Consider the following 25,947-nt stretch of genomic DNA (forward strand, 5'->3'; position numbering starts at 1 on the left):
TAATGAGGTTAAAAAACGGTTTCATCGTTGCCTTGTCTGCCGGGGCGCTCTTCGGCGGAATGACCGCTTCCGGCAGAGAACGCCCCAATGTTGTATTCATCCTTTCGGATGATCATCGGTACGATCTGATGAGCTTCATGGGCAACCCGTATATCAAAACGCCGAACATCGATCGGTTGGCGGGCGATGGAATCGTTTTCCAGAACGCCTTTTGCGCGTCGCCGCTTTGTACGCCGTCGCGCGCTTCGTTCTGGACCGGGCGCTATCCGGAAAAAACCGGTGCGCCCTGCATCGTCGATGAACCCGCCGGTTTCCTCGAACTCTCTCGCATTTTCGCCGAAGACCTGCACGACAGCGGTTATACAACCGCTTTCATCGGCAAGTGGCATCTTGGCGACGGCAAGAACCCTAAGCGAGGATTCGACCACTGGGCCAGCTGGGACTGGGTCGGCCACGACTTCAACTACACCATTCAGGAAAACGGACGTCCGGTTCAGATGACCGGATTCACCGACGACAACACCTCGCGCATGGCCGCCGAATACATTCAGCAGCACGCCGCTGACAAACAACCGTTCTTCCTTTACCTCGGCCTCAAAGCACCGCACCTGCCATATGCCTATCCCGAGCGGCTCGAGCATGCCTTTGACGGCATCGACATTCCCAAGCCGTCCACCTTTGATGAAGATTATGCGCAAACCGGCAAGCGCGGGCTGGAGAATGTTTGTATCCGGGCGGCGGACTGGGTGCATGGAATTCCAAAGTTTGGAAACTGGGAGAACTATGTGAAGTCCTATTACCGCGCCGCGCAGTCCATCGACGAATCTGTCGGCACCGTTGTCCAGGCATTGGAAAAAGCGGGCATCGACGATAACACGCTGGTGATCTATTCGTCCGACCACGGCTACCATATCGGCGACCACGGCCTCACCGAAAAGCATTTCACGTATCGCAACGTGCTGCACATTCCGATGATCATGCGCCTGCCCGGACTGATCAAAAAAGGAACCGTTTCCGACGAGTTGGTTTCGGCGATCGACGTTGCGCCGACCGTGCTGGATCTTTGCGGCGTCAAAGCAGCCGAATCCATGGATGGCAAAAGCCTGATTCCGTTGTTGAAAAACAAAGGAGTTGATCCGGCACCGCGCGATAACATTTTCTGCGCGTTTGATGCGGATACCGATCGTGTGATTTTGCGCGGCAACGCCTGTGTGCGCACGAAGGAGCATAAATTAATCTGGTTTTCGGACATCGATCATTACGAGCTCTACGATGTGCACAAAGACCCGGATGAAATGAACAATCTGATAGCGCAGCCCGAATACGCGCCGGTGTTCAAAGAGATGAAGGCGCGGCTCAAGCAGAAGCTTCAGGAGTCGTCGTGGGGGCAACTCAAAAAACATCCGATGACCGGTACCTGCTATGTACTCGGTCCGGTTGCCGAAAAGGACGAAGAAGCCGTGCGGCAGGAGCTCAATGTGCCGGGAATCGATTATTCCCATTCGGTCAAAGGCTATAAATGGACTCCGGTGAAAGCCTGCGGCGCACTGATGCTCGGCGAGGAGTTCGGAAAAGCCGGCGACCGGGGCTTTATCGCGTTTCCGGTGAACAACAAAAAGGACTCCATCGGTTTCCTCCAGATCGATGTCTCAAAAAACGGATTGCCGATGATGGGTGTCTGGGGCGGTGACGTTGTTTTCGGCAACAAGCTCGCCGAGCGACTGCTCGGCCGCAAAGAGGGATTTCACCAGCGGTTTTTCCAGTATTGCCCGCCGATTCGCCCCGGACATAACGACGTGGTGATTGAGTTTGCGGTGCAGTCCGGCAAGGCGCCGGTGTTCGAAACAGTCCTGACTTTTGCGGACAGCCTGCTCGAACTTCCGTCGATGAATTTCGGCGAAGCGGCCGGTCCGGTCCCGCTTCGCCTCGGCGGGGAACAGCATCAGTTGGTTCGGATCGGGCTTCCCGGTGGTGTGATGCAGATCAAAACGACCGGCGGCGATGCTTACACTTGGGTGCAGGTTCCGCAAAAGTTTGATCCCCAAAAACTCAACCGGATCGAGTTCGAGTACCAGAGCTGCACCGGCCTCGACGAGATACAGATTTTCTTTGGACCGAATGTTCGCAAGGAAAACAGTGTGGTGACTGGGCCGATTGACGTTTCCAATGTTTGGAAAAAGTGCCGTGTCGATTTCAGCGCGTTGCCGAACTACGACCGCTCTGTGCCGTTTTTCCGCTTCGATTTTGGTCGTCGGACTGGACGTGAAATCAAAGTGCGGAACATTCTGTTGACGGGGGAGGGAATCTAAAATGCCGATCAATCAATTTCCCGGATTGCGTAAAATCCGGAGGCTGGTCGAATCGTATCAACGGCCGGCCGACGAGTTTGATCCGAACGGATCATGGACGCATCAGTACGACATTTACATGATCGCCTATGCCGGATTTTATCCGCAGGGCAGTATCCGGATTTCGCGGACACCGAATCGGAAAGGTGCACAGCTCGACATCCTGACGGTTCGTCCAACCACGGAACCGAATCTTCAGCATTTTACTCAGGCGACACTGGAGTGTGCGGATAATCTGCTCGTTTCGCCTCGGCACTGGACGGTGTCGAGCAAAATTGCAGCATCGAAATCCGCCGAGCCGTATTTTGACTCCGGTATGACCAAGGAAATGGCGTTTGAGAACGGACGGGTCACGATAACAGCGGATGATTTAACCGTGGATCGAACCGTTGAAGTCGGGGATCTGTACGGTTGCAGGCTTGGTATGCTGGATGCTGTTCAGCGCCTGCCCGCCGAAGACGGGTTTGTTATTCCTCAGTTCAGTTCATTTGATGAATACGACCAGATTCGGTCCGGCTATCAATTAAAGTTCAGGGAAACTGCGCCGATTCAGCTCAAAGGTGAACAGGCAAACCTTTCAGGTTTTACCATGACCGGAACGGGCCAGCTTCCCGCTTCGTACTGGCGCGATGAAACCGGCCGTCTACTGTTCTTCGTTTCCGGGCTGGAGGTGTTTGTGCTCTCGCAAGAGAACGGACGGAAGGTCGACTTTTTCAATAAGCCGAATGTATTCAAGCTCTCGGCCCAGCTCGCGAAAGGGGGTAAACGATGAGTCTGAACCGCAGAGATTTTCTGAAGACAGGCGCGGGCGGAACGCTTTTGGCCATGAGCGGTAAATCCGCCGGAGCGGTTCCGAAACAGGCGGACCACCCCAATATTCTGATGATTGTCGTGGACCAGATGAACCTGGATGCTATCTCGGCATACCGGGAAATTCTCAGTGAGCCGGCGTACGGCTGCCACTGGCTGAATACGCCGAATTTGGACTGGCTAACCCGAAACGGAACGTCGTTCATCGAGTCGCACAGCGCCGACCCGATCTGCTGCCCGGCGCGCGCTTCTCTTTTCACCGGACGTATGTCCTGCGAGCACGGCGTGTTCTATAACAACATCGGCATCGACGAAAAAGTTCCAAACCTAGGACAGTGGCTCCAGAACGAAGCCGGATACAAAACGGTCTACTGCGGCAAGTGGCATGCGGGCGGCGCGTGGAACTGCCCGACCGTTTCCGGACCTCGGAAAATTCCCGGGTTCGACACGCTGCCGGTCGGCAGTCACGGCGTCGGGCGCACGCTGGACTACGAAGTGTCGATGGCCACCGAGGCCTTTGTCCGCAACTACAAAGGTTCGCGTCCGCTGTTCATGGTCGCCGGGCTGCTCAACCCGCACGACATTTGTTTTTGGCATCCGGTATCCGGCAAAGGGCTGGTTACGCTCGGTGAGGATTATTATCACCTGGGCGAGGCGTTGCCGACTCTGCCGCCCAATCAGGATTTTGAGTTTGATGAAACCGGGGTGACTGATCGCAATAAAATCGGCCCGAACCAGTGGGGCGACATGAAGTGGAAACAGTATATCTACGATTATCTGCGCCAGATTGAAATTCTCGACCGCGACGTCGGGCGGATGCTCGATGCCGTTCGCGCGCGCGACGATAACACGGTGGTGATCTTTACGTCGGATCACGGCGATGGGGCCGGGCGGCATCGCCGCTGCGGCAAATGGCAGCCGTATGAAAGTTCGGTGAAAGTGCCGCTGATCGTCTGCGGTCCGGGAGTGAAGGCGGATTGGGTGGATCAGGAGCATTTGGTCAGCGGCGTCGATCTGGTTCCGACTGTCTGCGAATTCGCCGGTGTGGCGCCGCCGCCGAATATGCGCGGGCGTTCGCTGGTGCCGCTGCTGCGCGGAGCCGCGCCGCAGGAATGGCGCGACCATGTTTATTATTCCTTCCAGCACACCGGCCGCTGCATCCGGACGAAAAAGTATAAATATGTGATGCGCTACAAATTTTCAGGCCAGGTTCCAAAGCCGCCTGCCGCTTCGAACGTTCTCGACCTGCCGTTTGTCCTGAAAGAAGGCGGCGCGCCGGCGAGGTTTGTTCCCGGCGAGGGGGCCCGATTTGAAAAAGAGCCGAACGAGTTTCTGTTCGATCTGGAAAACGATCCGTGGGAAACGAAAAACCTTGCCGGCGATGGCCAACATGCCGACACGCTGGCGGCGCACCGCCGGCTGCTGAAGGACTGGGAACAAAAGCTCACAATCGGAACGCGCTTTGACCGCAATTGAGCGTAAATATCTTATGAATAAAAAATGGATCATCTCATTAATGTGCTTCTGCGGCATGGCCCTGAGCGCTGTGTCCAAAGACCGGATGAATGTCGTATTTATCCTCGCGGACGATCTCGGCTGGAGCGATACGACGCTGAATGGAACCACCGACCTTTACCGTACGCCGAACCTGGAACGGCTCGCGGCCCGCGGCATGACCTTTTCCCATGCTTATACGGCCAGTCCGCTCTGCTCGCCCACGCGGGCAAGCATTTTGACCGGCCAGACCCCGGCCCGCAACGGATCGGTTCGCCCCCAGCACCATTTGAAAACCGTTCGCATGAAATCGCAGGTGGCGGCGTCCGCTCCGCCGAGCGCGAAGGCGCTGGATTGCGAGTCGGTCACGCGGCTGGATACAAAATTTCCAACCCTTGGAAAAATGTTCAAATCCGCCGGTTACGCGACGGCCCATTTCGGTAAGTGGCATTTGGGGCCGGAGCCGTACAGTCCGCTGCAGCACGGGTTTGATGTCGATCTTCCACACACGCCGGGCCCAGGTCCGGCTGGCAGTTATCTCGCGCCGTGGACATTTGGCGCGGACCCGCAGTCCCGGGGCTTTAAAGAAAAAACGCCACTGGAGCACATCGAAGACCGCATGGGAGACGAAGCGGTGCAGTGGCTTCAGTCGTTGTCTGAAGATCAGCCGTTCTTTATGAACTACTGGATGTTTTCGGTTCACGGTCCGCTGGATGCAAAACCAGATCTGGTCGAAAAATATCGCAAGCTGGTCAAGCCTGGCTCGGGGCAGCAATCTCCAACTTATGCCGCGATGATTCAGTCGATGGATAAAGCCGTCGGGAAACTTCTCGATGCCGTGGATGCCGCCGGAGTTGCGGACCGGACGATCATCATTTTCATGTCGGACAATGGAGGCGTTACGCATCTGGGCCTTTTAGAAACGGATGCCGACGGCAAAAAGTATAAGACTGCGGCAACGTCCAATACGCCGCTGCGCGGCGGGAAGGCGACGATTTATGACGGCGGAATCCGGGTGCCCTGCGTAGTGGTCTGGCCGGGCGTTACCAAGCCGGGATCAAAATCGGATGCGATGATCCAGAGCACGGATTTTTATCCGACCTTGCTGAACGGCCTCGGAATTTCCCTGCCCGACGACTGGACGCTGGACGGTCGGGATTTTTCCCGGGCGCTGCGCGGCAAGTCGTTCGATCGTGATCCGGTGATTACGTATTTCCCGTACGGTCCTCACGTGGCCGATTGGCTGCCGCCGTCCGCTGCGGTCCATGTCGGGGACTGGAAGCTGATCCGTTTGTTCTGGCAGGGCGAAAACGGTGCGCATGACTACCGACTGTATAACCTGAAAGAGGACATTGGCGAAAAACAGAATCTGGCTGAAAAATATCCGGAAAAGGTCAGCGAGATGGACCGTCTGATCAGTCGCCATCTGGAAGAAACCGCCGCGGTTCTCCCGCAGCCCAATCCGGCGTTTGATCCGTCAAAATATCAGCCGGATCAGATCGGCGTTCAGGCCGGCGGCGGACTGAACATGCGGGCTCAGATTTTTCGCGGGCCGGACGGAACGAAGATTGAAAAGCCGGCACAGAAAAAGAAGCAGGGAAAGAGCAGGGAATAATGGAAAAGAAGAATGTGGTTTATATGTTTGCCGACCAGCTGGCGGCTTGTGCTCTGAAACTTTACGGCGGGAACTGGATCGATACGCCGAATATCGACCGGCTGGCGCAGATGGGAACAACGCTGGACAACAGCGTTTCAACCTTTCCGGTCAGCTCTCCGTACCGCTCCATGCTGATGACCGGCCGTTATCCGCAAACGACCGGCCATATCGTCAACCATCTCTGTTCCCGTCATGACGAAATCGGAATTGCCGATGCATTTTCTCACGCGGGATATAAAACCGGTTATGTCGGTAAGTGGCATCTGCACCGTGGATCGTTCCCTGACAGCATGGCGTGTGACTGGGTTCCCGCAGGCCGTTCACGACTCGGCTGGGATTACTGGCGGGCCTATAACCAGCACATGATTTATTTCGACGGCCCGGTTCACGCCGGCGACTGGCTGAGCGATCAGGTGGAACCGCACGAAGTGAACCGCCCGCAATGGAGGGGATATGAAACCGACGGGCTGTGGGAGTTTTCCAAAGAGTTCCTTTCGGAAAACAAAGACGACCCGTTCATCCTGATGCTTTCCCCGCACCAGCCTCACAAAACGCCGGGCGTGTTTGCGCCGGAAAAATATTATGAAAATCTTCCGGAGCGCTTTGAACTGCCGCCGTCTGTGCCGGAGGAACAGGTCGAAGAGACGCAGGAAATGCTTCGCCATTATCTGGCGATGATTCTGACGATCGATGAAATGCTCGGCAACCTGCTCGATTTTCTCGAAGAAAACGGTCTGATGAAAAACACCTATTTCGTGTTCACCTCCGACCACGGGACCCAGCTTGGGATGCACGGACTTCCGCCGTGGGAAAAACAATACCCTTATGAAGAAAGCCTGAAAACGCCGTTTATCATCTCTGGACCGGGAATCGCCGCCGGCGTTCGGTCCGACATGCTGATGGCTCCGGTCGATATCATGCCGACGCTCTGTTCGCTGTGTTCCGTTTCCATTCCCAAAACCGTGGAAGGCATGGACCTTTCGCAGAAGGTTCTCGGCGAAGACGCCGCCGATGAGCGCGAAGCGGCGCTGACGATGAATTATTCCAATGCATACGGCTCACTGAAAGAGGGCCGCCAGTGGCGCGGGATTCGCACCAAAACGCATTCTTATATTCGTCATTTTGGCGGTTGCTGTGAATTGTATGATTTGCAGGTCGACCCTTTGCAGATGAACAACCTCGCGGATGATCCGGCGTTCGAACCGGTTTTCCAAGGTTTGGAAAAAACGCTCGGCGAACAGCTCGCCGAGCGGGGCGACACCTTTTGCGCCTGCAAGGAACTGCGTTCCTGGTTCGATTCCGAGCGCCGCGTGGTCGCCAACGCCTTCGGCCCGCTTCCGCACCCGGAAACAGAACCGGATTGGTCACTGCTTTAAGAGAGGAAGATTATGCTGTTAGAGATTACAAAGACCATTGGATGTATGGGGATAATCTGCGGGCTTGCCGCGCAGGCGGACGTGAATATTCCCGGGCGGATTGAGTTCGAAAATTTTGACGACGGCGGCGAGAGCGTTGCCTGGCACGATGATCAGCAGAAGCACGGGCTGGCATCATTCCGTCCGGAAACCTTTGTTGATGTCGAGCCGACAATGGATGTCGACGGCGAATACAATGTCGGATGGACCGCAGCCGGTGAGTGGCTGAAGTATACGGTTAATGTGAGAAAGGGCGGGGTGTATACTCCTCAGTTTCGCCTTACGTCGGTCCATAATTCGTCCATTATGATTCAGGGCCGGCGCGACAGTAAATCCGGATTCAAGACGCTTGAAACGGTCAGTATTCCATCGACCGGCGGAATTAAGAACTGGCAAACCGTTGCCTGTTCAGGTTTTCAGCTGGACAAAGGAACATGGGAACTGCGTTTTGTTCTGGGGTACGGCGGGATGAACCTGAACTGGGTGGAATTGGTTCCGGGCGGCGAGCTTTCTGCGGCTGCGCAGTTGCGCAAAGAGTTGAAAGGAAAAGGGCAGGAGGAACAGGTCGAACTCGTTCTGGATGCAATGACGTTTGAGGAGAAGGCCCGGCTTTGTATTGGCGGCGGCATCCTGAATTTTGCCGGAGTTCCAAGGCTTGGAATTCCGCCGATGAACTGCAGCGACGGGCCGCGCGGCCCGAAGCATCCGCAGGGAACGGCGTTTCCTGCGGGACCCGGACAGAGCGCTTCATGGAATCCGCAGCTCCTGCGCGAGATGGGAGAGGTTTGGGGCAAAGAATGCCATGCTCTTGGCGGACGGGAGGTGGCGGTTTTGCTGGCCCCGGCATTTAATATTCTCCGGGACCCTTTAGGCGGTCGTTTTTTTGAATATTACAGTGAAGACCCTTTCCTGAACGGCGCGCTGATCGTTCCGGTTGTTGAGGGACTGCAGTCTGAGCGGGTGGCTGCCTGCCTGAAGCATTTTGTGGCGAATAACCGCGAGGCGAACCGGAACCGTTACATCAGCCATATGGATGAGCGGACGTTGCGCGAAATTTACCTGCCCGCTTTCCGGATGGGGGTCGAGGCCGGAGCATGGACGGTGATGACCGGAGCGAACGGCGTTCAGATTGAGGGTAGGAATGATCGAGATCTGCTGCTGAGCGATAACCGGTTTCTGCTGACCGATATTTTGAAAGGAGAGAGGGGGTTTAAAGGATTTGTGATGACGGACTGGTGCGGTACGCGCAGCACGGAGCTGGCGGCTAACGCCGGACTGGATGTGTCTATGCCGTGGCGCGGCGGTCCGAATTATTATCAGAATCATCTTTTTGGCCAGCTGCTGCTGGATGCGGTGGAAGAAGGGCGCGTGTCGAAAGACCTTGTGGAAGATAAGGCGCGCCGCGTACTGCGCGTCGCCGCCTTCACCGGTGTGTTGGACGGCAGCTTTAATTTGACGGTTGGGATTGATGAGGCAAACCATCAGGTGGCACTTGAGCTGGCGGAGGAATCGGCGGTTCTGCTCAAGAATGAAAACCTGCTTCCGTTTGATCGCTCATCGGTGAAGGAGCTTCTGGTGGTCGGTCCGAATGCCGACCAGTATTTCTGCGGTCCGCTGCTCGGCGGCAGTTCGTGGGCGCCGGCACAGGATGAGGTGACGATCTTGCGGGGCATTCGGGAAGCTGCCGGCGATCAGGTGAATGTAACAACGATGGACCTCGGCGACATGTTCGGTTTTTGTCCGATTACGGCCAAGGATCTGGTTCCGAATGAAGACGGAACAAAAGGCTTTAAGGCGGAGTATCGTAAAGCCCGCGGCGGTGCGGTACTGAAAGCCGAGATGGTGGATGCCGTTGATTTCGTCTGGGAAATGCGTTCGCCCGATCTGGAAAAGCTTGGGATGGATTCGTTTCATTGCACGTATATCGCCCGCATCAATCCGCCGGTCAGCGGAATGTATACGCTGCGTGTTCGTGCCGACGACAAGGCCCGGTTGGGGGATCTGCTTAACGGCCGCGGCGCGTCGCTGGCTTTTGCGGACATCAATCAGAGCGGCGAGGCGTTTGCAACGGTGGAGATGCAGAAAGGCGTGCCATTTCCGGTGCGGATTGATTTTGAAGAGATTTCCGGGGATGCGTCTGTGCAGCTGGCTTGGTCGCTTCCCGGCGAACGGCCGGAAGCCGCGCAGGCGATGGAACAGATGGTCGCGGTGGCCAAAGGTGCGGATGCTGTTGTGTTTGTCGGCGGGCTGAATCATGCCCTTGATACGGAAGGTCGCGACCGGGCAACGATGAATTTTCCACCGGATCAGGTGACGCTTATCCAAATGCTGTCGGTCGCCAACCCGAATACGGCGGTTGTGTTGATCAACGGTTCGCCGGTTGAGCTCGGCGGATGGATCGGAACTGTGCCGGCGGTGCTCGAATCGTGGTATAACGGAGAATCCGCCGGAACGGCGGTCGGCCGGATTCTGTTCGGCGATGTGAATCCATCGGGTCGGCTGCCGTTCACCTGGCCCAGTCATCTGGAAGAAACCCCGGCGCACGCAGTGGGTTCGCAGACGGCGGATGATATTTACTATAACGAGCGGATTTATGTCGGATACCGGTATTATGACAAACAGAGTATTCAGCCGCAGTTCCCGTTTGGCCATGGTCTGAGCTACACGTCGTTCACCTATGATAACCTGACAGTGGAACCGTCGAAGGACAAAGACTATCCGTTGACCGCGTCCGTGACGGTGAAAAATACCGGTGCGGTTTCCGGCAAGGAAACGGTGCAGGTGTATGTCAGTGATCCGGAAAGTTCAGTGGATCAGCCGGTCAAGGAGCTCGCCGGATTTGCCAAGGTTGATTTGAAACCCGGCGAGTCAAAAAGCGTAAGCATTCCTCTGCACTGGACGGCGTTTCAGTTTTTCGATCCGGTATCCAGGGTCTGGAAGTTTGAACCCGGTGAGTTCAGGATTATTGCGGCCCGATCTGCGGAAGATTTGCAGATGTCCATTATGATTTCCGTGAATGAGCTGTAGGCGGTTACTTCCGGAAAGCGGAAGGGGATTTCCCGGTGTAGCTTTTAAACAAACGGGAGAAGTAGTAGGGGTCTTCGAAGCCGCACTGGTCCGCAATTTCGACGATGTTCAGCTCCGGATTCATCAGCAGTTTTTTCGCGTGGTCGATTCGTACGGAGACGATCGTCTTCATGGGTGACTGGCCCATGTAGTGTTTGAACAAATGCCGCAGGTAGTCCTTGCTGACAAAAAGCTGTCCAGCGACTTCATCGATGGACAGGTTGCCGGCTTTTTCTTCGATAATGTTCAGTGCCTGTGAAACCAGCGCCTGCTTGCGGTCCTGCGGTACATTTTCCTTAATGGCCCGTTTAATCAGCCCGATGGCGGCAAGCAGGTAGCCTTCTGATATCTGGGAGTAACCGGTTCGTTGTGTGGTCAGTTCCTGCATCAGTTTTTGCAGGCAACCCTTTATTTCACCGGTGGCATCCACCCATAAGCCCTGTGATGATTTAAGGTCACAGTCGGAAATGCAGAGGCAGATGGATGTGATTGTTGTTTCGGAAATCTGGTTGTGGACAACATGCGATGGGATGACGCTGAAGCAGTTGCTTTGCACGTTATAGGTTTGTCCGTCAATCGTGGTGGTTCCTGTTCCTGCCAGGAAATAGACGATCTCGACAGCGCGATGTATATGGTCGGAAGCCGCGTCACTTCCTTTTTCTACATCAATCTTGAATGCATATCGTAATCTCACAGGAACCCTTTTTAGAGATAAAAACGCGCTAGTTTAGCGATGGAGCCGGGATGACACAAGGTTCTTCCGTCAAAGACGGGCTCTTCTCCAAAGCAACGGTGATGCGTAAATTGATTATCGCGGCTAACTCTGCGATTAAAACCCAGAGTTTGTGGTCGGTCCGGCTTGATGGAAATACGAACTTCTCTAAAACCACTCTCTATCAAGATCGGTGTCGATCGAGGTGACAATGCGAACTTAAAAATTTTCACGTTCTGTTTTTGTAAGATATTGTACATCAATAATTTGAAGGTTGATTCCATAAAAACGGGTCAGCTTTGCTTTGTGTTCGATTTTTAGACGATTATTCAGCTTGGTCCACCTTTCCAAATAGCAATGCAAATCTATCCGGTTTCGCAAACCTAACCTTCGGATCACTAAAAACCTTAAAGTTCCGGTACAGATGCAACCGGGAATGCCTGAATCACCTTGTCTGTGTAAGTCTTGATTATATCGACTGCATCAATCGCGAATAGCTGGGGTATTATAACAATCACTGGTCGTATTAGGGTGTGGATATCGGAAACAAGGTTTTGCGACCGGATTTTACGCCGACGACCGAAGGCGAGATTAAGCGGGAACAGAGACTCGGCGGCATTATTTCGTGGTACTACCGCGCAGCTGCTTAAACCTGTTCCGGCCAGTATTATCAGAGCGCGACTCTCCGTTCGGTATGGTCTGCTGATCTATCACGCCTTGACTCTGCCAATCTTGCTGTTTTGACTTCAATCATCGTTTCTCTCGTCAGAGAAAATTGCGCTCTCTTTTGAAATTGCTCTGCAATCCTCTTTTACCTGCTACAGTCAAAGGATTTTACGACCTGCGCTTTGTTTTCGAACGGATCACTCTGAGGCAGCAAAGATGCGGTTTGCTAAGTTTTTTTGAAATTTTTTGAGCGTTTGTGACTGGTTTGCGATGGTATGTTGTTCAGATGAAGGAGCCAACTCAGGAAGAAATTGCACAGCGTTTAGGGGTTTCTCGTTCGACGGTCAGCAGGGTGTTACGGAATATATCCGGACCAAAGTCCAGCACGGCGGCGCGAATTATCGAAGCAGCCCGCGAAATGGGGTATCGTCTGCCGGCTACGGAAAATACGGCGGCCCGTAAAGGAGCCGGACGGCAGAAGTCGACGGTGCTGGGGCTGTTGCTCAGTATTCCGGATCAGCGCACATCGCAGACTGCCGAGGTGCCGATGCGTGTTCTGCACGGGGCCACGGATGCGGCCCGCGAACGGGATGTGCTGCTTCATGTCGAGTACACGACGGTCAGCGCTGCCAGCAGTATTGCCTCATTTCAGGACCTTCCGTCATCATTGCGTAAAAAAATAGTTTCCGGAGCGCTTTTGCTAGGTGAAATGAGTTCTCAGGCCATCTCCCTGATTTCTGAAAAGAAACCGTGTGTCCGGCTGATGAATCATGACCTTGGTTCGTCCCTTGATATTGTGGGGCAGGATGACCGGACTGCCGTGCGGGAACTCGTGATGCGTCTGAAAGACCTGGGGCACCGAAACATTGGATATTACTGTCGGAATCCGAAAGCATCCTATGCGCTTTCGAGGTTTTCCGGCTATGTGGAAACTCTGGCGTTAACCGGACTTCCTTATGATCCGAAAGCAACCGTTAATATTTGGGAGTATTCTGCGGAGACGGCCCTGAATGCAGTTCTGGAATCGGTGCAGAACGGCGTAACGGCGTGGATCTGCTCGCATGACGACTGCGGCTATGAACTGGTTAACTTCCTGCGTAAGCAGGGAGTTCAGGTTCCGCGGGATGTTTCAATTTGCGGATTTGACCACCTGCCGGTCCCGCGGGGAATGCCTGTGCTGACGACGATCAACTGGCCGCTTGAAGATATTGCCGCGGCAGGCATCGGCATGCTCCTTCGACGGATCAACGAGCCGGCAAGGGCCCCGGCGCAGTTGCAGTTTGGTGGGCGGATCGTTGACGGAGAATCGGTTGGTCCCGTCCGCTCCTGCTGAGGTATATTACTCGACAACTTTTCAGGCTGTGTGGAATACACTCGTTCAGTGCTGTCGCATTCAGACAGGTTTAAAGCCTGCGGTATGTATCGCCGCCATTTTGGCGACCTTGTTTAAATGCGACAAGCAAACCCGAAAATAATCCAGTTCACAGGATTTTCCTGTAGTAAAGGGGGGCGGGATCACGCCGTCGCGAAAAGATGTTCGCCACGGATGCACGGGCAACCTTTTTTGCTCATTCAATTTTTTACGAATTAATGACAATTGTCATCAAGCACCCTAATTCGGGGTATTGTATGTTTTACTCGAGAGTAAAACAATGACAAGTATGCAGCAGGTCTTGTTGAGAAAGATTTAAAGTATGCATTGTTTGTGTGAGAATCTTATTGTGATTAATAACAATGTTGAAATCAATTTCCCCTGAGGTTGTAGTTGTAATGGGAACAGGTGTGCGAGTTTCTGGGGATGCTGATACGTTGAGGGCAGACTTGAAAGAAGAACCAACGAAAATCAAAAATGTTGAGATGGTGAGTTTCCTCTTATCAGAACAAACAATAACCAATAAAAAGGCTTTCTAACGCCCGGTCCTTTGTATTTCTTCCGCCAGTTGTAAAACATGGCCTCGCTGACTCCCATCGCCGGCACAGTTCGGCAATCTTCTCACCGTTCTCTGCCTGCTTCAGGGCATATACGACCTGCTCTTCTGTGTATTTCTTCCGCTTCATTGTCCCTCCTTATCATGAGGTTAAACGAAGCCGAATCCTAAAGTATCAACTGGTCCAGTTTTCAGGGTGAACGTCACACCAAGGCGTCAGGGTTCTCCTGCTTGAATTCTGCGTCACAGAATTTTCGTTTATCAGTGTGCAGGTGGAAAACCATCAGTTGGATGTGGTCATATTGCGGGAGAAGCTTTGGGAAGTTTTCGCGGAACAGCATGGGGCGGGGGGGAGCCTGAGTCGGCGATACAGATCCCTGCGCTGATTAAAGCGGTTGTGCAAATGATTTTTCTCATCAGTATGTTTTTTTGTTGTTCATTTTTGATAATGTGCATAAAATTGCAATATAGTATTTTTAAAAACAACCAATTAATTGTCGTTTTTATTGGTTTTTTTTATTTGAGTGCAAAAAAGTTGACATATTTTTATTTTGATGTGATCTTTTTTTAAGCGTTGGTCCGGATTCGGATTTTAGAGTCCATTGAGCGAAAGGATGCGGGATGAAAAAGTGGTTCGTAATCACGACGATTTTGAATGCTGCGGCAAGTTCAGAGTCTGAAACACTGTATCCCTGCAATCAATCAGCTTGGGTTTGCGACCCTCCGTATTGAAGGGAGTTAATACGTGTTGGGCCAGCTTGAGAGTATGAGGCCGGTATGGCACAGCCGTTGGAGATCGTTGAATGAAACGAAGAGAGTTTATTGCTAAAAACTTGGGAGCAGGTCTGGCGGTCAGTACAGGAGCCATCTGCGGTGGCCTGCCGGCATCTTCTGCCGATTTGAACTATGATTCTCAAAAGAAATGGCCTCTGGATGCTCAGGGGGCTGTGCCGCCGGACGAGGTCCGTTTGCTGGCAGGATATATTGGGACCTATCATGCTCCTGAAGGCGCCATGCCGAGGTCGGGTGGATGGAAGGCCGTCTATGACATGCTCAAATTTGATGCTCCCCCCTCTTATAAGAAAAAGAAGGTTGCGGCTCCTGTCATGTATAATTCGTCTTTAGGTCAGGTTGCGATTTCCCGATCCGGTCGGGATCCTGAATATCACATTCAAATGGCATATTCTCCGACTGCGGCTGTTGAGGAAGTAGATGGTCAGCTTTACTGCAATACGGATGATGTTGCTTCCATTTGTAATTATGAAATGACATGGCGCTGCTCGTCACGAGATCCGCATATTACTTATTTGCGCAAAGAGATCGGTCGCGTCGGGTCTGGAGAACTGACGGTTTCGACTCCGGCGTATACGGATCGGTTCCGGATTCAGAAATCTCTTACATCGCTGTGGACCCTTATGGATGCCGTTCGTTTTCTGCCGGCTCAGGCTGGATGGAAAAAGAATTTTGACCTGTATATGGATTTATCCTCTCTGCGCCGGAATCAGGTTTTGCAATACAGCAAAGAGAGCGTGATTCAGACTGCCGGAGGAAACGTTCCTGTCAGCTTTTATCGTCAGCTAGGAGAAGGGATTGAGCCGATACACTATGCGGTCGATGAACAGAAGAGACCGTTGTTTATTACTCAGGGGCAGTTGGGCTGGGGCTTAAACAGAATTGAGATCATCTAATGAGTTCAAAATCACCCAATATTATCTTTGTGCACGTGGATCAGCTGCGCTGGAGTGCAGTCGGAGCCAATGGCAGTGCAGATGGACGGACTCCGAATATGGATCGGATTCTGAATGAAGGTGTTCGGTTCGATCGTTCTTATACCGCATGTCCGGTTTGTGTGCCGGCGCGCACCGCCTGGTACACCGGCCTCGAACCGGAACAGAGCGGTATTTCAGAAAATCCCCGCTGGATTGACCGGAAGCAGGTTGATGTAACTGAGCTGGGAACGTGGCTGAGTGAAAAAGCCGGCTACGACTGTTTTTATGCCGGCAAGTGGCACATTGCCCTGAAACCGCAGACCACCGGCTTCACTTTCCTGCACGACAGTAATCCGGTCGGTGAATATGGTGACACGCCACTGGCTCGCGCTGCGGAAGATTTTCTGCTGCACCATCAGAGCGATAAGCCGTTTTTTCTGAGCGTTGGTCTGCTCAATCCTCACGATATCTGCTATTGGAGTTTTCAATATACGCCGGCAAAATTTGCTATTGCAAAAGATATTGAAAACCTGCTGCCGCAGCTTCCTCCCAATCTGGTTCGAAACGACAAAAAAAGCGAGTGGAGTGATCTGCAATGGCGGTTCTATGCCTACAGCTATTTTCGGTTTGTCGAAATGGTCGATGATGAAATCGGCCGAATCTACCGGGCATATCGGCGTTCACCTGACGTTGAAAACACCGTGTTTATTTTTTCATCTGACCACGGGCAGGGCAACGGCGAGCACGGTGTCGCGACCAAAAATTCGCCGTATGAGCACAGCTGTAAAGTTCCGCTTGCAGTTATTGATTCGCAGTCCACCCCCCGGAGGGATCGGGATCATATGATTTCAGGATTGGACATGGCTCCAACCATTTGTGATTACGCCGGTGTTGAACCGATGCCGCGCAATCATGGAAGAAGTTTCAGGCCGCTGGTTCGAAACGAACAGGTTTCGTGGCGCGACCGAATGGTGCTGCCGACTCCTTTGCTCAGGCACAGCGTTGTCCTGAAAGGAGATTATAAGCTGATTTACACCCGTAAAGGCGGTGCTGTGCAGTTGTTTCACCTGAAAAATGATCCGTGGGAAATGCATGATTTGTCTGCCGATCCGGCTCACCGGGAAGTACTGGATGAGCTGTCGTCTCTGCGCGAAACATATGATGAACAACGCGAATACTGTCCGATGGCCCGGAGAGATCTGGAACGATGGATGTAAATTGAAATCAGGAAGAATTCAATGAAACGACTGTTTTTTTATTCAGCAGCAGCGCTGGCTCTGTCGGTTTCGGCAGAGCCGCCGAATGTTTTGGTTGTGATGATGGACGATTTCGGGGGCGGGCAGTTTGCGCCGCTGGCGGACCGGCTGAATGAGCAGTCCTTTGATCCGGCATTTGTCAGTTTCGTTGCCAGCATGAAGAATGGCGGGCAGTATTCCAATACGGAAGCTCTAGCCGCCGCCCGCAAAGCGATGCCGACGATGAGCCGGCTGGCTGCGGACGGACTTCTGTTCACCCGGGCTTTTTCCGCCGCCGCTCTTTGTGCTCCGTCACGTTGCGGTCTTGCCACGGCAATGCATCCCAACCGGTTCGGGATTTATGAAAACAGTGATGTGAATGCGTGGCCGGGAGCGTTGCCGCCTGAAAAAATTCTGATGCCGTACTTCAAGGCCGCCGGCTATGTAACCGGCCACATCGGCAAATGGCATCTCGGTCCGCTTAATGAGGAAATGGCACGGCCGATTTTTGAGAAATATGGACTTTCTTCGGACACAAATCCTCATTCTTTGAAAAAGAACAGTCCGGCATATAAAGAGCTGGAGGCCGTCGGTTATTTTGGCTCCGTACCCGATGCGCTGAATCCGCTCAATAACGGTTTTGATTTTTACTACGGCTATAATTATCACCAGTCGAAGTTCTACGGAGATTCCAATGTTTGGAACGGATTTGAGCATGCCGGAAAACAGGAAGGATATAATACAGAGACGTTTACAGAAAAGGCACTCTCTTTCATCAATTCCGCCGCAAAGGAAAAACAGCCGTTCTTTCTGAATCTGCATGTTCATGCGGTGCACGGCCCGCTGTTTCCGAATCCGCCGGAAAAATACATGAAACCGTTTGAGGGCATGCCGAACCTGCTGAAGAATTTTTACGGTCATGTTTTTGCTGTCGATGAAGCCATTCGGAGTGTCATAGAAACGCTGGAAAAAAACGGGCAGCTGCAAAACACACTGATTGTATTTACCGGGGACAACGGGGGATCCGTTCAGCGCGAGAGTCCGCTGCCGGGCAATGCGCCGCATCGCGGTCATAAAGGCAATTATATTCAGGGCGGGATCCGTGTTCCGCTGGTGATTTCATGGCCGGCACAGATACACAAGGGACACGTAACTTCCGAACTTGTGTCACTGCTGGATATTCTGCCGACCGCCATGGATGCCGCAGGCATATCGATTCCTGACGGGCTGGACGGGCGGTCGCTGCTGCCGTTTATTGAGCATTCCGGGAGCGGGCCGCATGATCAACTGGTCTGGTTCGGTCTTGAATCGCGCAGCTGGGGATTTTTGAGGGAAACCGCATTTGATTTTCAGAAAATGCGGTCGAAAGAACCTGGATCGTGGACCGTTGTAACCGACGAATGGCTGCTTCGGTTTACGGGAGAAATCGTTCCCGGTCTTTACAGGGATTATCCCGATGGAAATTCCGCCCGGATGGAACTCTATTCCGTTAAAGACGATCCCGGCGAAACACATAATCTGGCAGGACAGTATCCCGAGACCGTTGCAACGCTTAAAGCGATTGCCGCGAAACGGGCGAAGACTCTTCCGCCGCCGTCTCATTGGAATCGCCTCAAATGGCAGGAATTACAGGACAGTCTGGAGAAATAAAATGAAACGCAGAAATTTTATGGGATTAACCGGTGCATCTCTTGCGCTGAGCGCATTCGGTGCGTCAGCCGTTTCCAAGGTTCGGAAACCGTATAATATTCTGATTATCCACACGGATGAGCACAACTTCCGCACGCTGGGCTGTTATCGCCGGACACTGCCGGAAAAGGAAGCGCTGATATGGGGGACGCCGGTTGTTGAAACACCGTACATCGATTCGATTGCCGACCGCGGACTGGTTGCCGATTCTTATTATTGCGCCAGTCCCATCTGCGGACCGTCGCGCGCATCCTTTGTTTCCGGCCTCTATCCCATGGATACCGGGGTCATCGAAAATGACGTTCGTATTCATCAGGACATCGAAACCTTTGCCACTGCGCTGCAGCGGGCCGGCTATTCGACCGGATACATTGGGAAATGGCATCTGGACGGACTTCAGGACGAAATCATAAAGCATATGGAGGAAAAAACCGGCAAGCCTGCCCGCAACATGTATGCCGCACCGGAATATTATACTGGCTGGGTGCCGCCGGAACGGGGCCTGGGGTTTGAAGACAACCGCTATATGTTTGATTGCTGGCACGGAAAAAAAGTTGTTTCGGATCCGGACGGAAGAAATCCGGAAATGTTTTATCCGACCGAAATCGGGGATGAAAAAACATTTATGACCGACTGGCTTTCGGATCGGACTGTTGAATTTATTGAGCAGCATAAAAACGAACCGTTCTGCTGCATGGTCAGTATTCCTGATCCGCACGGGCCCGATCTGGTGCGTGAGCCTTACCACAGTATGTATAAAAATGCACCGTTCGAAGTGCCGTACACCGGAAAGAAAGACCCGAAAACTGCGCCGGCCTGGGCGCGGGTTACCGGCAGTAAGCCCGGGGACAAAGACGATATCTATTTCGGCATGGTCAAGTGTATTGACGATAATGTCGGCAAGATGCTGAAAAAGATTGATGATCTGGGACTTACTGACCGAACGATTGTTCTGTTTACCTCCGATCACGGGGATATGCGCGGTGAACACGGCCGGCAGAACAAGGGAATTCCTTATGAAGCGTCGGCGCGCATTCCGTTTGTGATTGCCGCACCCGGCCTGATTCCTGCCGGTATTCGTACCGATGTTGCGCTGAATACAATCGACTTCAAACCGACTCTGCTGAGCCTGCTTGGCGTTTCTGCCGAGAAACCGTCGGAGGGTCGCGACGCCTCCGCTGTTTTGCGCGGAGAGCCGGTTTCCAAGGATTGGAAAAATCTGATTTTTTCCCGGAGCCCCGCCGTTCGGCAGGGAACCGCATGGCTGATGGTGACCGACGGACGCTATAAACTGATTGCCAGTCCTGTCGAACCGATCTGGCTGATTGACCTGAAGAAAGATCCGGCCGAGCTGGTAAACCGTGCCGTCGATCCGGAGCTGGCTCCGGTCCGCATTCGCATGGCCAAAGCGCTTTTGAATTATGCAGAGACATATAACGATCCGAATCTGCCTTTAGGGAAAATGCGCGCTTCACTGGAAGAGGCAGGGCTGTGAAAAAAGGCAGAAATGATGAAAAAACAGGTCATACTAAGTGTGGCGGTATTACTGTTGCACTTGTTCAATAGCAGCTGCAGGGTTGTCGCTACCACGTGTTTTTTCTGAGCATATGATACTTCAGGCTGAAGTTCGGGGTCCTGTGTGGGGCTGGGCATCACCGGGAGCCGGTGTGAAAATCTCGATTGCCGGGCAGACGCTTGATGCCGTGGCGGATGCCGATGGCCGCTGGGAGACCGTGTTGTCTCCGGTCGGAAGGGGCGGGCCGTATGTGATGACGGTTACGGATGACGAGGCAACACTTATGGTTTCAGATGTTTTGTTCGGAGAAGTCTGGCTGGCGTCCGGACAGTCCAATGTGGGTATTAATGTCGGTAAGAGCGATGGCGTGGAAGCCGGTCTGAAACTGGCCGATCAGCTTCTGATCCGCTTCTTTACGATGCCGATCAATTTGAACCTTCAGCCGCAGGATGATCTGGCTGGCGGCCAATGGATTGTCTGTGCGTCAGAAAACAGTGCCTCACTCTCCGCGGTCGGTTATTATTTTGCATGCAGGCTGAGTCGAATAATGAATTCGCCGGTGGCTGTGATCCAGTCCGCATGGGGCGGTTTCCGTATTCAGAACTGGATGCCGGTGGATGCCCTGAAATCCAATCCGGATCTACGGCAGTATGCATCGGAATTTGAAGAACGGTGCATAGGTCTTTCGGCAGAACAGAGAACGCCGGTGGGACTGATGGAGCTGGGGGATATTTATCTGAAGTACAACAATGCCTGGGTACAGTACCGGAAAACGAAAAAAGGATCGGAGCCGGTTCCCCCCACGACTCCACGCACCCCGCATGCCGTGGCGTTGAACTATAACGCAATGATTCATCCGTTGGTTCCATATGCGATTAAAGGAGCCCTTTGGTATCAGGGAGAAGCAGACAGCAACCCGACAGATGCACCGCTGTATGCGGAACTTTTGTCATCCATGATTGATGGATGGCGAAAAGACAGGAGCAGTGATTTTCCGTTCATTGTTATCCAGCTTCCCGAATATGCAGCTGTAAACCGGGAGGGGCCGTGGATCTGCGTGCGCGATCAGCAGCGCCGTACGCTGGATCAAACGGATAATACAGTCATGGTGGTTACCATCGGGTACGGCAACATGAACGATATCCACCCGTTGAACAAACGGTCGGTCGGAGAACTGGCGGCCAATGCCGCATTAAGCAAGGCGTATCAGCATAATACGCCATGGTGCGGACCTCTGATTCAGTCTGCTGATCAAAAGGGAGACGAACTAGTGTTGAAGTTTGAGACGTTCGGCCGGCAGGTGCGTAGCAGTTCGCCGGAGCTTGCAGGGTTTGAGGTTTCGGAAGACGGAAATGCATTTCATCCTGTTTCCGCAAAGATCAAAAAAAATCAGGTGGTGATTCCGATCAACGAATCAGTTCAATGCGTTCGTTATGGATGGGATGTGAATCCAAAGCTGACATTGCATGATGATGCCGGTCTGTTGGCGTCACTGTTTTTGAAAGAAGTGCGTTAATTTATACAAGAGGTAGGGGTTGTGAGTTTATTAAATACAATTAAATGGGTTCTTGCCGGTGCAGTTTTTTTGCCTTTGATCGATCAGACTGCAAAGGCGGCCGAAAAACCGAATATCCTGATGATTCTGGTGGACGACATGGGGTATGGCGATGTGGGCTTTAACGGCTGCAAGGATATCCCCACGCCGAACATCGATTCGATTGCCGCCCAAGGCGTTCATTTCTTAGAAGGATATGTGACGGCGCCGCAGTGTGCTCCTTCACGGGCGGGGCTTCTTTCCGGGATGCGTCAGAATCGGTTCGGCCGAGAAGAGAATCACAGCATCGATAAGCTGGGGCTGCCGGTCGATATCCGGCTGTTCGGCGATTATATGCGTGACGCTGGTTACCGCACCGGACTCGTCGGCAAATGGCATGAAGGAACCATGCCGGGAAGCCGTCCGCTGGAGCGGGGATTCGACAGCTTTTACGGATTTCTTGTGGGCAGCACCTTTTTCCTTCCGCCGGACGGAGCCGATACAATTCCCGGAATGTTTGACGGTACGCAAAGAATCAAAGTGACCGACTATCTGACTTTTGTGCTGGGCGACCAAGCGGTTGAGTTTATAGGACAGAAGTCAGAAAAACCGTTCTTCCTTTATCTGGCGTTTAATGCGCCGCATGCACCGCTGCAGGCGCCGGAGGAATATCTGAAGAAATTTGAACATCTTGCGGTGGACGGCGAGCCGGGGCTGTTGTGCAGATACACCAAAACGAACATTAAACATCCGCGGCAGGTGTATGCCGCTATGGTTTCCGCATTGGACGATACCATCGGCAAGGTTTTGCAGTCGCTGCGCGACAGAGGGCTGGAGGAAAACACGCTGGTTTATTTCCTGAGCGACAACGGCGGACCGACTGCGGTGACTTCGGCCGACAACGGCCCGCTGCGCGGCGTGAAGGGTGATCTCCTCGAAGGCGGCGCGCGCGTTCCGTTTGCCGTGCAATGGAAAGGAACCATTCCTGCGGGCCAGACGCTCGATACACCGGTTCTGTCTTTGGATCTGCTGCCGACAGCACTCGCTGCGGCCGGGGTATCTGCTCCCGTAAATCTCGACGGCGTCAACCTGTTGCCTTTGATGGAGGATGGAAAAGCGTTGGCGAAGCGTACATTATACTGGCGTTTTCCATTTCCGCCGTTCTGTCCGGTCTGGGCGGTTCGTGATGGCGACTGGAAACTGGTGAAAGAGGCGGAGAGGAAAGACGGACACAAAGGGTTTACCCGGACGGCCCGGACCGGCCTGTACCGTATTTCTGACGACATTCATGAAGATCATGATCTTTCCGGGCAGTATCCCGAGATCAGACAGAAACTACAGGCGGAGTTCGACCAATGGGAGAGATCGCTGCCGGCATCTGAGAACCTAACGAGAGATAAACAATGAAATGGATTAAAAACATAAAACGACTTTTGGTGCTGACCGTACTTTTTCCGCTGGCGGGACAGTCGGCCGCGGAGAAACCCAATGTGCTTCTGATTCTGGTGGACGACATGGGGTACGGGGATGTCGGCTTTAACGGGTGCAAAGATATTTCGACGCCGAATATCGATTCCATTGTTGCCAACGGCGTGCAGTTTGAGCAGGGATATGTGACCGCTCCGCAATGTGCTCCGTCGCGCGCCGGGTTGCTTTCAGGAATGTCCCAGAGCCGTTTCGGCCGCGAAGAAAACAAGATTATTGATAAAATGGGGATTCCGGCTTCTGTCAAACAGTTCGGGGATTATATGCATGATGCCGGTTATCGGACCGGCATGGTTGGGAAATGGCATCAGGGAACGATGGAAGGTTGCCATCCGCTGGATCGGGGCTTTGACTGGTTTTACGGATTCCTGCCCGGCAGCACCTTTTTCATGCCGACCGGAAAGGCAAAGTACATTCCCCATATTCAGGAGAATCGAGTGCCGCAGAAAGTGACCGATTACCTGACATTTGTATTCGGTGACAAGGCGATGGAATTTATGACCCAGGACTCAGAAAAACCGTTCTTCCTGTATCTCGCATTCAATGCGCCGCACGCGCCGCTGCAGGCTCCGCAGGAATATCTCGACCGCTTTGAACACCTGACCAAGGTGCCGGATCCCATCAATTATATTGAACGGCAGAAGCTGAAACATCCGCGACAGGTTTATGCCGCAATGGTTTCTGCGTTAGATGATACGATCGGTCGCATTTTGACCATGCTTCGTGAAAAAAAGATGGAAGAAAATACCGTAATCTGGTTCCTGAGCGATAACGGCGGCCCGACCGTTGTCACCTCTGCGGACAATGGGCCGCTGCGCGGCGAAAAGGGCGACCTGCTCGAAGGCGGAGCCCGTGTTCCGTTTGCCATGCAGTGGAAAGGAACGGTGCCGGCTGGACAAACCGTTAAAACGCCGGTTTCCTCATTGGATCTGCTGCCGTCTTCACTGGCTGCGGCCGGCGCAACGGTACCCGAAAATCTGGACGGACTGAATCTGCTTCCCGTGATCCGCGATGGGGATGATTTGCCGGAAAGAAATATCTGCTGGCGTTTTCCGCATCCGCCGCCAACGCCGGTCTGGGCGATCCGCAGCGGTGAGTGGAAGCTGGTGCATGAAGCCATTCGCACCCCGAAACCGCGCGGTTTTTCATGGGGTGGCGAGAGAACCGGGCTGTATCGTCTTTCAGACGATATTCATGAAGACAATGACCTATCCGCACAGTATCCCGAAGTTCGGGAACGGTTGCAGAAGGAATATGATCAATGGAATAAAACCCTTCCGGCGGAGAAGTGATGATGAGAAAGCTGTTGTTTTATTTGGCCCTTGCGGCCGCACTTTCTTTTGTGTGCGCTGTTGCAGCAGAATCGGAGCCGCCGAATATTATCGTCATTCTTGCTGACGATCTCGGCTATGGAGATATTGGCGCATACGGTTGCAGGGATATTGAAACACCCAATATCGACAAATTGGCCGAAACCGGTATTCAACTGACCTCCGGTTATGTTTCGGCCCCGTATTGCGGGCCGAGTCGCGCCGGGTTGATGACGGGACGTTACCAGCAGCGGCACGGATTCCGGCACAATCCGGCTATCCAGGAGGGCGGCAGTCCGCTGGGACTGGATGTTGAAGAAGAAACCCTTGGCGATGTAATGACTCGGGCCGGATACCGGACTGCGGCGTATGGCAAATGGCATCTGGGGGGCTCAGAATGTTTTCACCCAAACAACCGGGGATTTTACGAGTTCTACGGTTTCCTCGGCGGAGGCCACTGCTTTTTTCCGGAACAGTACGCCGACAAGATGAGAGAATGGGCCAACCCGCCGGATCGTCCGGTGACGGACCTGTATATGTATGGAACGCCGCTGGAGATCAACGGAATTGATCTTCCGCCTCAGAAGGGATATCTGACGGATCTGCTGACGACACAGGCCATTGCTTTTATGAAAGGGTTCAGGCACCGCCGGCTCTTCATGTATGTTTCCTATAATGCACCGCACGTTCCCCTGGAAGCACCGGAGGAGTATCTGGAGAAATACAGCCATATTCAGGATCATAAGCGACGGACGTATGCCGCAATGGTGGATAATCTGGATTGGAATGTCGGTCGGATTGTTTCTGCTCTCGACGAGTTGGGAAAACGGGAAAATACCCTGATTGTTTTTCTGAGCGATAACGGCGGACCCGAAAAAAACGGAGCGGATAACGGGCTGCTTCGCGGAGAAAAGGGGACCACGTTTGAAGGCGGGGTCCGGGTGCCGTTTATCTGGAACTGGCCGGCGGGGCTGGTGAAAGATCGGACGCTGGATGTTCCTGTTTCCTCATTGGATCTGTTGCCGACGTTTGCCGCGCTCGGAGGCACGGAGCCGGCAGGGAAACCGCTGGATGGTGTTAATGTTCTTCCGTGGCTTCGCGGAACCGCGTCCGGAACTCCGCATGAGCGGCTTTTTTGGGATCGTGACGGGCAGTGCGGAATGCGCGAAGGAGATTTCAAACTGGTGCGTATGAAAAACAAACCATGGATGCTTTTTAACGTGATTGAGGATATTGGCGAAGAGACGGATTTGTCGGCATCAATGCCTGAAAAAGTTAAAACCATGTCCATGGTTTATAACAACTGGCTGAATCCTATGCCTCCTGCGCGATGGACAGATCCTCAGCAGTAATTGATCCACATTGAAAAACAG

Annotated in this window: 16 protein-coding genes and 2 pseudogenes; 16 read left to right on the forward strand and 2 right to left on the reverse strand. The window is 53.3% G+C overall.

Annotated elements, in window-relative coordinates; genetic code table 11:
- The first annotated feature begins 2 nt into the window (after positions 1-2).
- The 6 genes from GT409_RS10145 to GT409_RS10170 are packed head-to-tail and all read left to right on the forward strand — an operon-like array spanning position 3 to position 10,751.
- The gene (locus tag GT409_RS10145) at positions 3-2,309 is read left to right on the forward strand and encodes a sulfatase-like hydrolase/transferase (RefSeq protein WP_160628976.1); all 2,307 of its coding nucleotides are present in this window, start codon (positions 3-5) and stop codon (positions 2,307-2,309) included.
- A 1-nt stretch (position 2,310) separates the two neighbouring features.
- A complete protein-coding gene (locus GT409_RS10150; RefSeq protein WP_160628977.1) occupies positions 2,311-3,120 on the forward strand; it encodes a hypothetical protein in 810 nt (269 codons plus the stop codon).
- Complete coding sequence (locus GT409_RS10155) at positions 3,117-4,634, forward strand: sulfatase family protein (RefSeq protein ID WP_160628978.1); 1,518 nt, start codon at positions 3,117-3,119, stop codon at positions 4,632-4,634. Before GT409_RS10150 ends, GT409_RS10155 begins: the two co-directional genes overlap by 4 nt.
- A 13-nt stretch (positions 4,635-4,647) precedes the next feature.
- Positions 4,648-6,267: a sulfatase gene (locus GT409_RS10160; RefSeq protein ID WP_160628979.1), complete on the forward strand. Its 1,620-nt coding sequence runs from the start codon at positions 4,648-4,650 to the stop codon at positions 6,265-6,267.
- Positions 6,267-7,685 carry a sulfatase family protein gene (locus tag GT409_RS10165; RefSeq protein WP_160628980.1) on the forward strand — a complete coding sequence of 473 codons (1,419 nt, stop codon included), beginning with the start codon at positions 6,267-6,269 and terminating at the stop codon, positions 7,683-7,685. The genes GT409_RS10160 and GT409_RS10165 overlap by 1 nt, the downstream gene beginning before the upstream one ends.
- 12 nt (positions 7,686-7,697) lie before the next feature.
- Positions 7,698-10,751: a glycoside hydrolase family 3 C-terminal domain-containing protein gene (locus tag GT409_RS10170; RefSeq protein WP_160628981.1), complete on the forward strand. Its 3,054-nt coding sequence runs from the start codon at positions 7,698-7,700 to the stop codon at positions 10,749-10,751.
- A 4-nt stretch (positions 10,752-10,755) separates the two neighbouring features.
- On the opposite strand, the gene GT409_RS10175 is transcribed toward GT409_RS10170, so the two are convergent.
- Positions 10,756-11,484, reverse strand: a complete 729-nt coding sequence (locus GT409_RS10175) for an AraC family transcriptional regulator (RefSeq protein ID WP_160628982.1) — start codon at positions 11,482-11,484, stop codon at positions 10,756-10,758.
- 970 nt (positions 11,485-12,454) lie between these two features.
- Between GT409_RS10175 and GT409_RS16150 the strand changes: the two are divergent.
- Both GT409_RS16150 and GT409_RS10180 read left to right on the forward strand, forming a co-directional pair.
- Positions 12,455-12,586 (forward strand): annotated as a pseudogene (locus GT409_RS16150) (helix-turn-helix domain-containing protein); the annotation flags it as partial.
- Entirely contained in the window at positions 12,587-13,501 is a 915-nt protein-coding gene (locus GT409_RS10180; RefSeq protein WP_233231527.1) for a LacI family DNA-binding transcriptional regulator, read from the forward strand.
- Positions 13,502-14,077: 576 nt separating this feature from the next.
- Here GT409_RS10180 and GT409_RS10185 read toward each other — a convergent pair.
- Positions 14,078-14,226, reverse strand: a pseudogene (locus GT409_RS10185) (transposase); the annotation flags it as partial.
- Positions 14,227-14,899: 673 nt separating this feature from the next.
- Between GT409_RS10185 and GT409_RS10190 the strand changes: the two are divergent.
- The 8 genes from GT409_RS10190 (at position 14,900) to GT409_RS10225 (ending at position 25,926) form a co-directional block, all read left to right on the forward strand.
- Positions 14,900-15,784 carry a hypothetical protein gene (locus tag GT409_RS10190; protein WP_160628985.1) on the forward strand — a complete coding sequence of 295 codons (885 nt, stop codon included), beginning with the start codon at positions 14,900-14,902 and terminating at the stop codon, positions 15,782-15,784.
- On the forward strand, positions 15,784-17,022 hold the full coding sequence (locus GT409_RS10195; protein WP_160628986.1) for a sulfatase family protein: 1,239 nt from the start codon (positions 15,784-15,786) through the stop codon (positions 17,020-17,022). Before GT409_RS10190 ends, GT409_RS10195 begins: the two co-directional genes overlap by 1 nt.
- Before the next feature lie 21 nt (positions 17,023-17,043).
- Entirely contained in the window at positions 17,044-18,690 is a 1,647-nt protein-coding gene (locus GT409_RS10200; protein ID WP_160628987.1) for a sulfatase family protein, read from the forward strand.
- Position 18,691: 1 nt separating this feature from the next.
- On the forward strand, positions 18,692-20,224 hold the full coding sequence (locus tag GT409_RS10205) for a sulfatase-like hydrolase/transferase (protein ID WP_233231528.1): 1,533 nt from the start codon (positions 18,692-18,694) through the stop codon (positions 20,222-20,224).
- A gap of 172 nt (positions 20,225-20,396) precedes the next feature.
- Entirely contained in the window at positions 20,397-21,761 is a 1,365-nt protein-coding gene (locus GT409_RS10210; RefSeq protein ID WP_160628988.1) for a sialate O-acetylesterase, read from the forward strand.
- Between the two features lie 21 nt (positions 21,762-21,782).
- Positions 21,783-23,186: a sulfatase family protein gene (locus GT409_RS10215; RefSeq protein ID WP_160628989.1), complete on the forward strand. Its 1,404-nt coding sequence runs from the start codon at positions 21,783-21,785 to the stop codon at positions 23,184-23,186.
- The gene (locus tag GT409_RS10220; RefSeq protein ID WP_160628990.1) at positions 23,183-24,556 is read left to right on the forward strand and encodes a sulfatase family protein; all 1,374 of its coding nucleotides are present in this window, start codon (positions 23,183-23,185) and stop codon (positions 24,554-24,556) included. The genes GT409_RS10215 and GT409_RS10220 overlap by 4 nt, the downstream gene beginning before the upstream one ends.
- Entirely contained in the window at positions 24,556-25,926 is a 1,371-nt protein-coding gene (locus tag GT409_RS10225; protein WP_160628991.1) for a sulfatase-like hydrolase/transferase, read from the forward strand. The genes GT409_RS10220 and GT409_RS10225 overlap by 1 nt, the downstream gene beginning before the upstream one ends.
- Positions 25,927-25,947 lie beyond the last annotated feature (21 nt).

The organism is Tichowtungia aerotolerans (assembly GCF_009905215.1).
Lineage (GTDB): Bacteria > Verrucomicrobiota > Kiritimatiellia > Kiritimatiellales > Tichowtungiaceae > Tichowtungia > Tichowtungia aerotolerans.

What these genes read in the sequence shown, in the direction of transcription:
- GT409_RS10180 (WP_233231527.1), top strand. Translation starts at nt 12,587, where the DNA reads ATGGGGTATCGTCTGCCGGCTACGGAAAATACGGCGGCCCGTAAAGGA.
- GT409_RS10145 (WP_160628976.1), top strand. Translation starts at nt 3, where the DNA reads ATGAGGTTAAAAAACGGTTTCATCGTTGCCTTGTCTGCCGGGGCGCTC.
- GT409_RS10225 (WP_160628991.1), top strand. Translation starts at nt 24,556, where the DNA reads ATGATGAGAAAGCTGTTGTTTTATTTGGCCCTTGCGGCCGCACTTTCT.
- GT409_RS10165 (WP_160628980.1), top strand. Translation starts at nt 6,267, where the DNA reads ATGGAAAAGAAGAATGTGGTTTATATGTTTGCCGACCAGCTGGCGGCT.
- GT409_RS10205 (WP_233231528.1), top strand. Translation starts at nt 18,692, where the DNA reads ATGAAACGCAGAAATTTTATGGGATTAACCGGTGCATCTCTTGCGCTG.
- GT409_RS10150 (WP_160628977.1), top strand. Translation starts at nt 2,311, where the DNA reads ATGCCGATCAATCAATTTCCCGGATTGCGTAAAATCCGGAGGCTGGTC.
- GT409_RS10160 (WP_160628979.1), top strand. Translation starts at nt 4,648, where the DNA reads ATGAATAAAAAATGGATCATCTCATTAATGTGCTTCTGCGGCATGGCC.
- GT409_RS10200 (WP_160628987.1), top strand. Translation starts at nt 17,044, where the DNA reads ATGAAACGACTGTTTTTTTATTCAGCAGCAGCGCTGGCTCTGTCGGTT.
- GT409_RS10195 (WP_160628986.1), top strand. Translation starts at nt 15,784, where the DNA reads ATGAGTTCAAAATCACCCAATATTATCTTTGTGCACGTGGATCAGCTG.
- GT409_RS10170 (WP_160628981.1), top strand. Translation starts at nt 7,698, where the DNA reads ATGCTGTTAGAGATTACAAAGACCATTGGATGTATGGGGATAATCTGC.
- GT409_RS10190 (WP_160628985.1), top strand. Translation starts at nt 14,900, where the DNA reads ATGAAACGAAGAGAGTTTATTGCTAAAAACTTGGGAGCAGGTCTGGCG.
- GT409_RS10220 (WP_160628990.1), top strand. Translation starts at nt 23,183, where the DNA reads ATGAAATGGATTAAAAACATAAAACGACTTTTGGTGCTGACCGTACTT.
- GT409_RS10155 (WP_160628978.1), top strand. Translation starts at nt 3,117, where the DNA reads ATGAGTCTGAACCGCAGAGATTTTCTGAAGACAGGCGCGGGCGGAACG.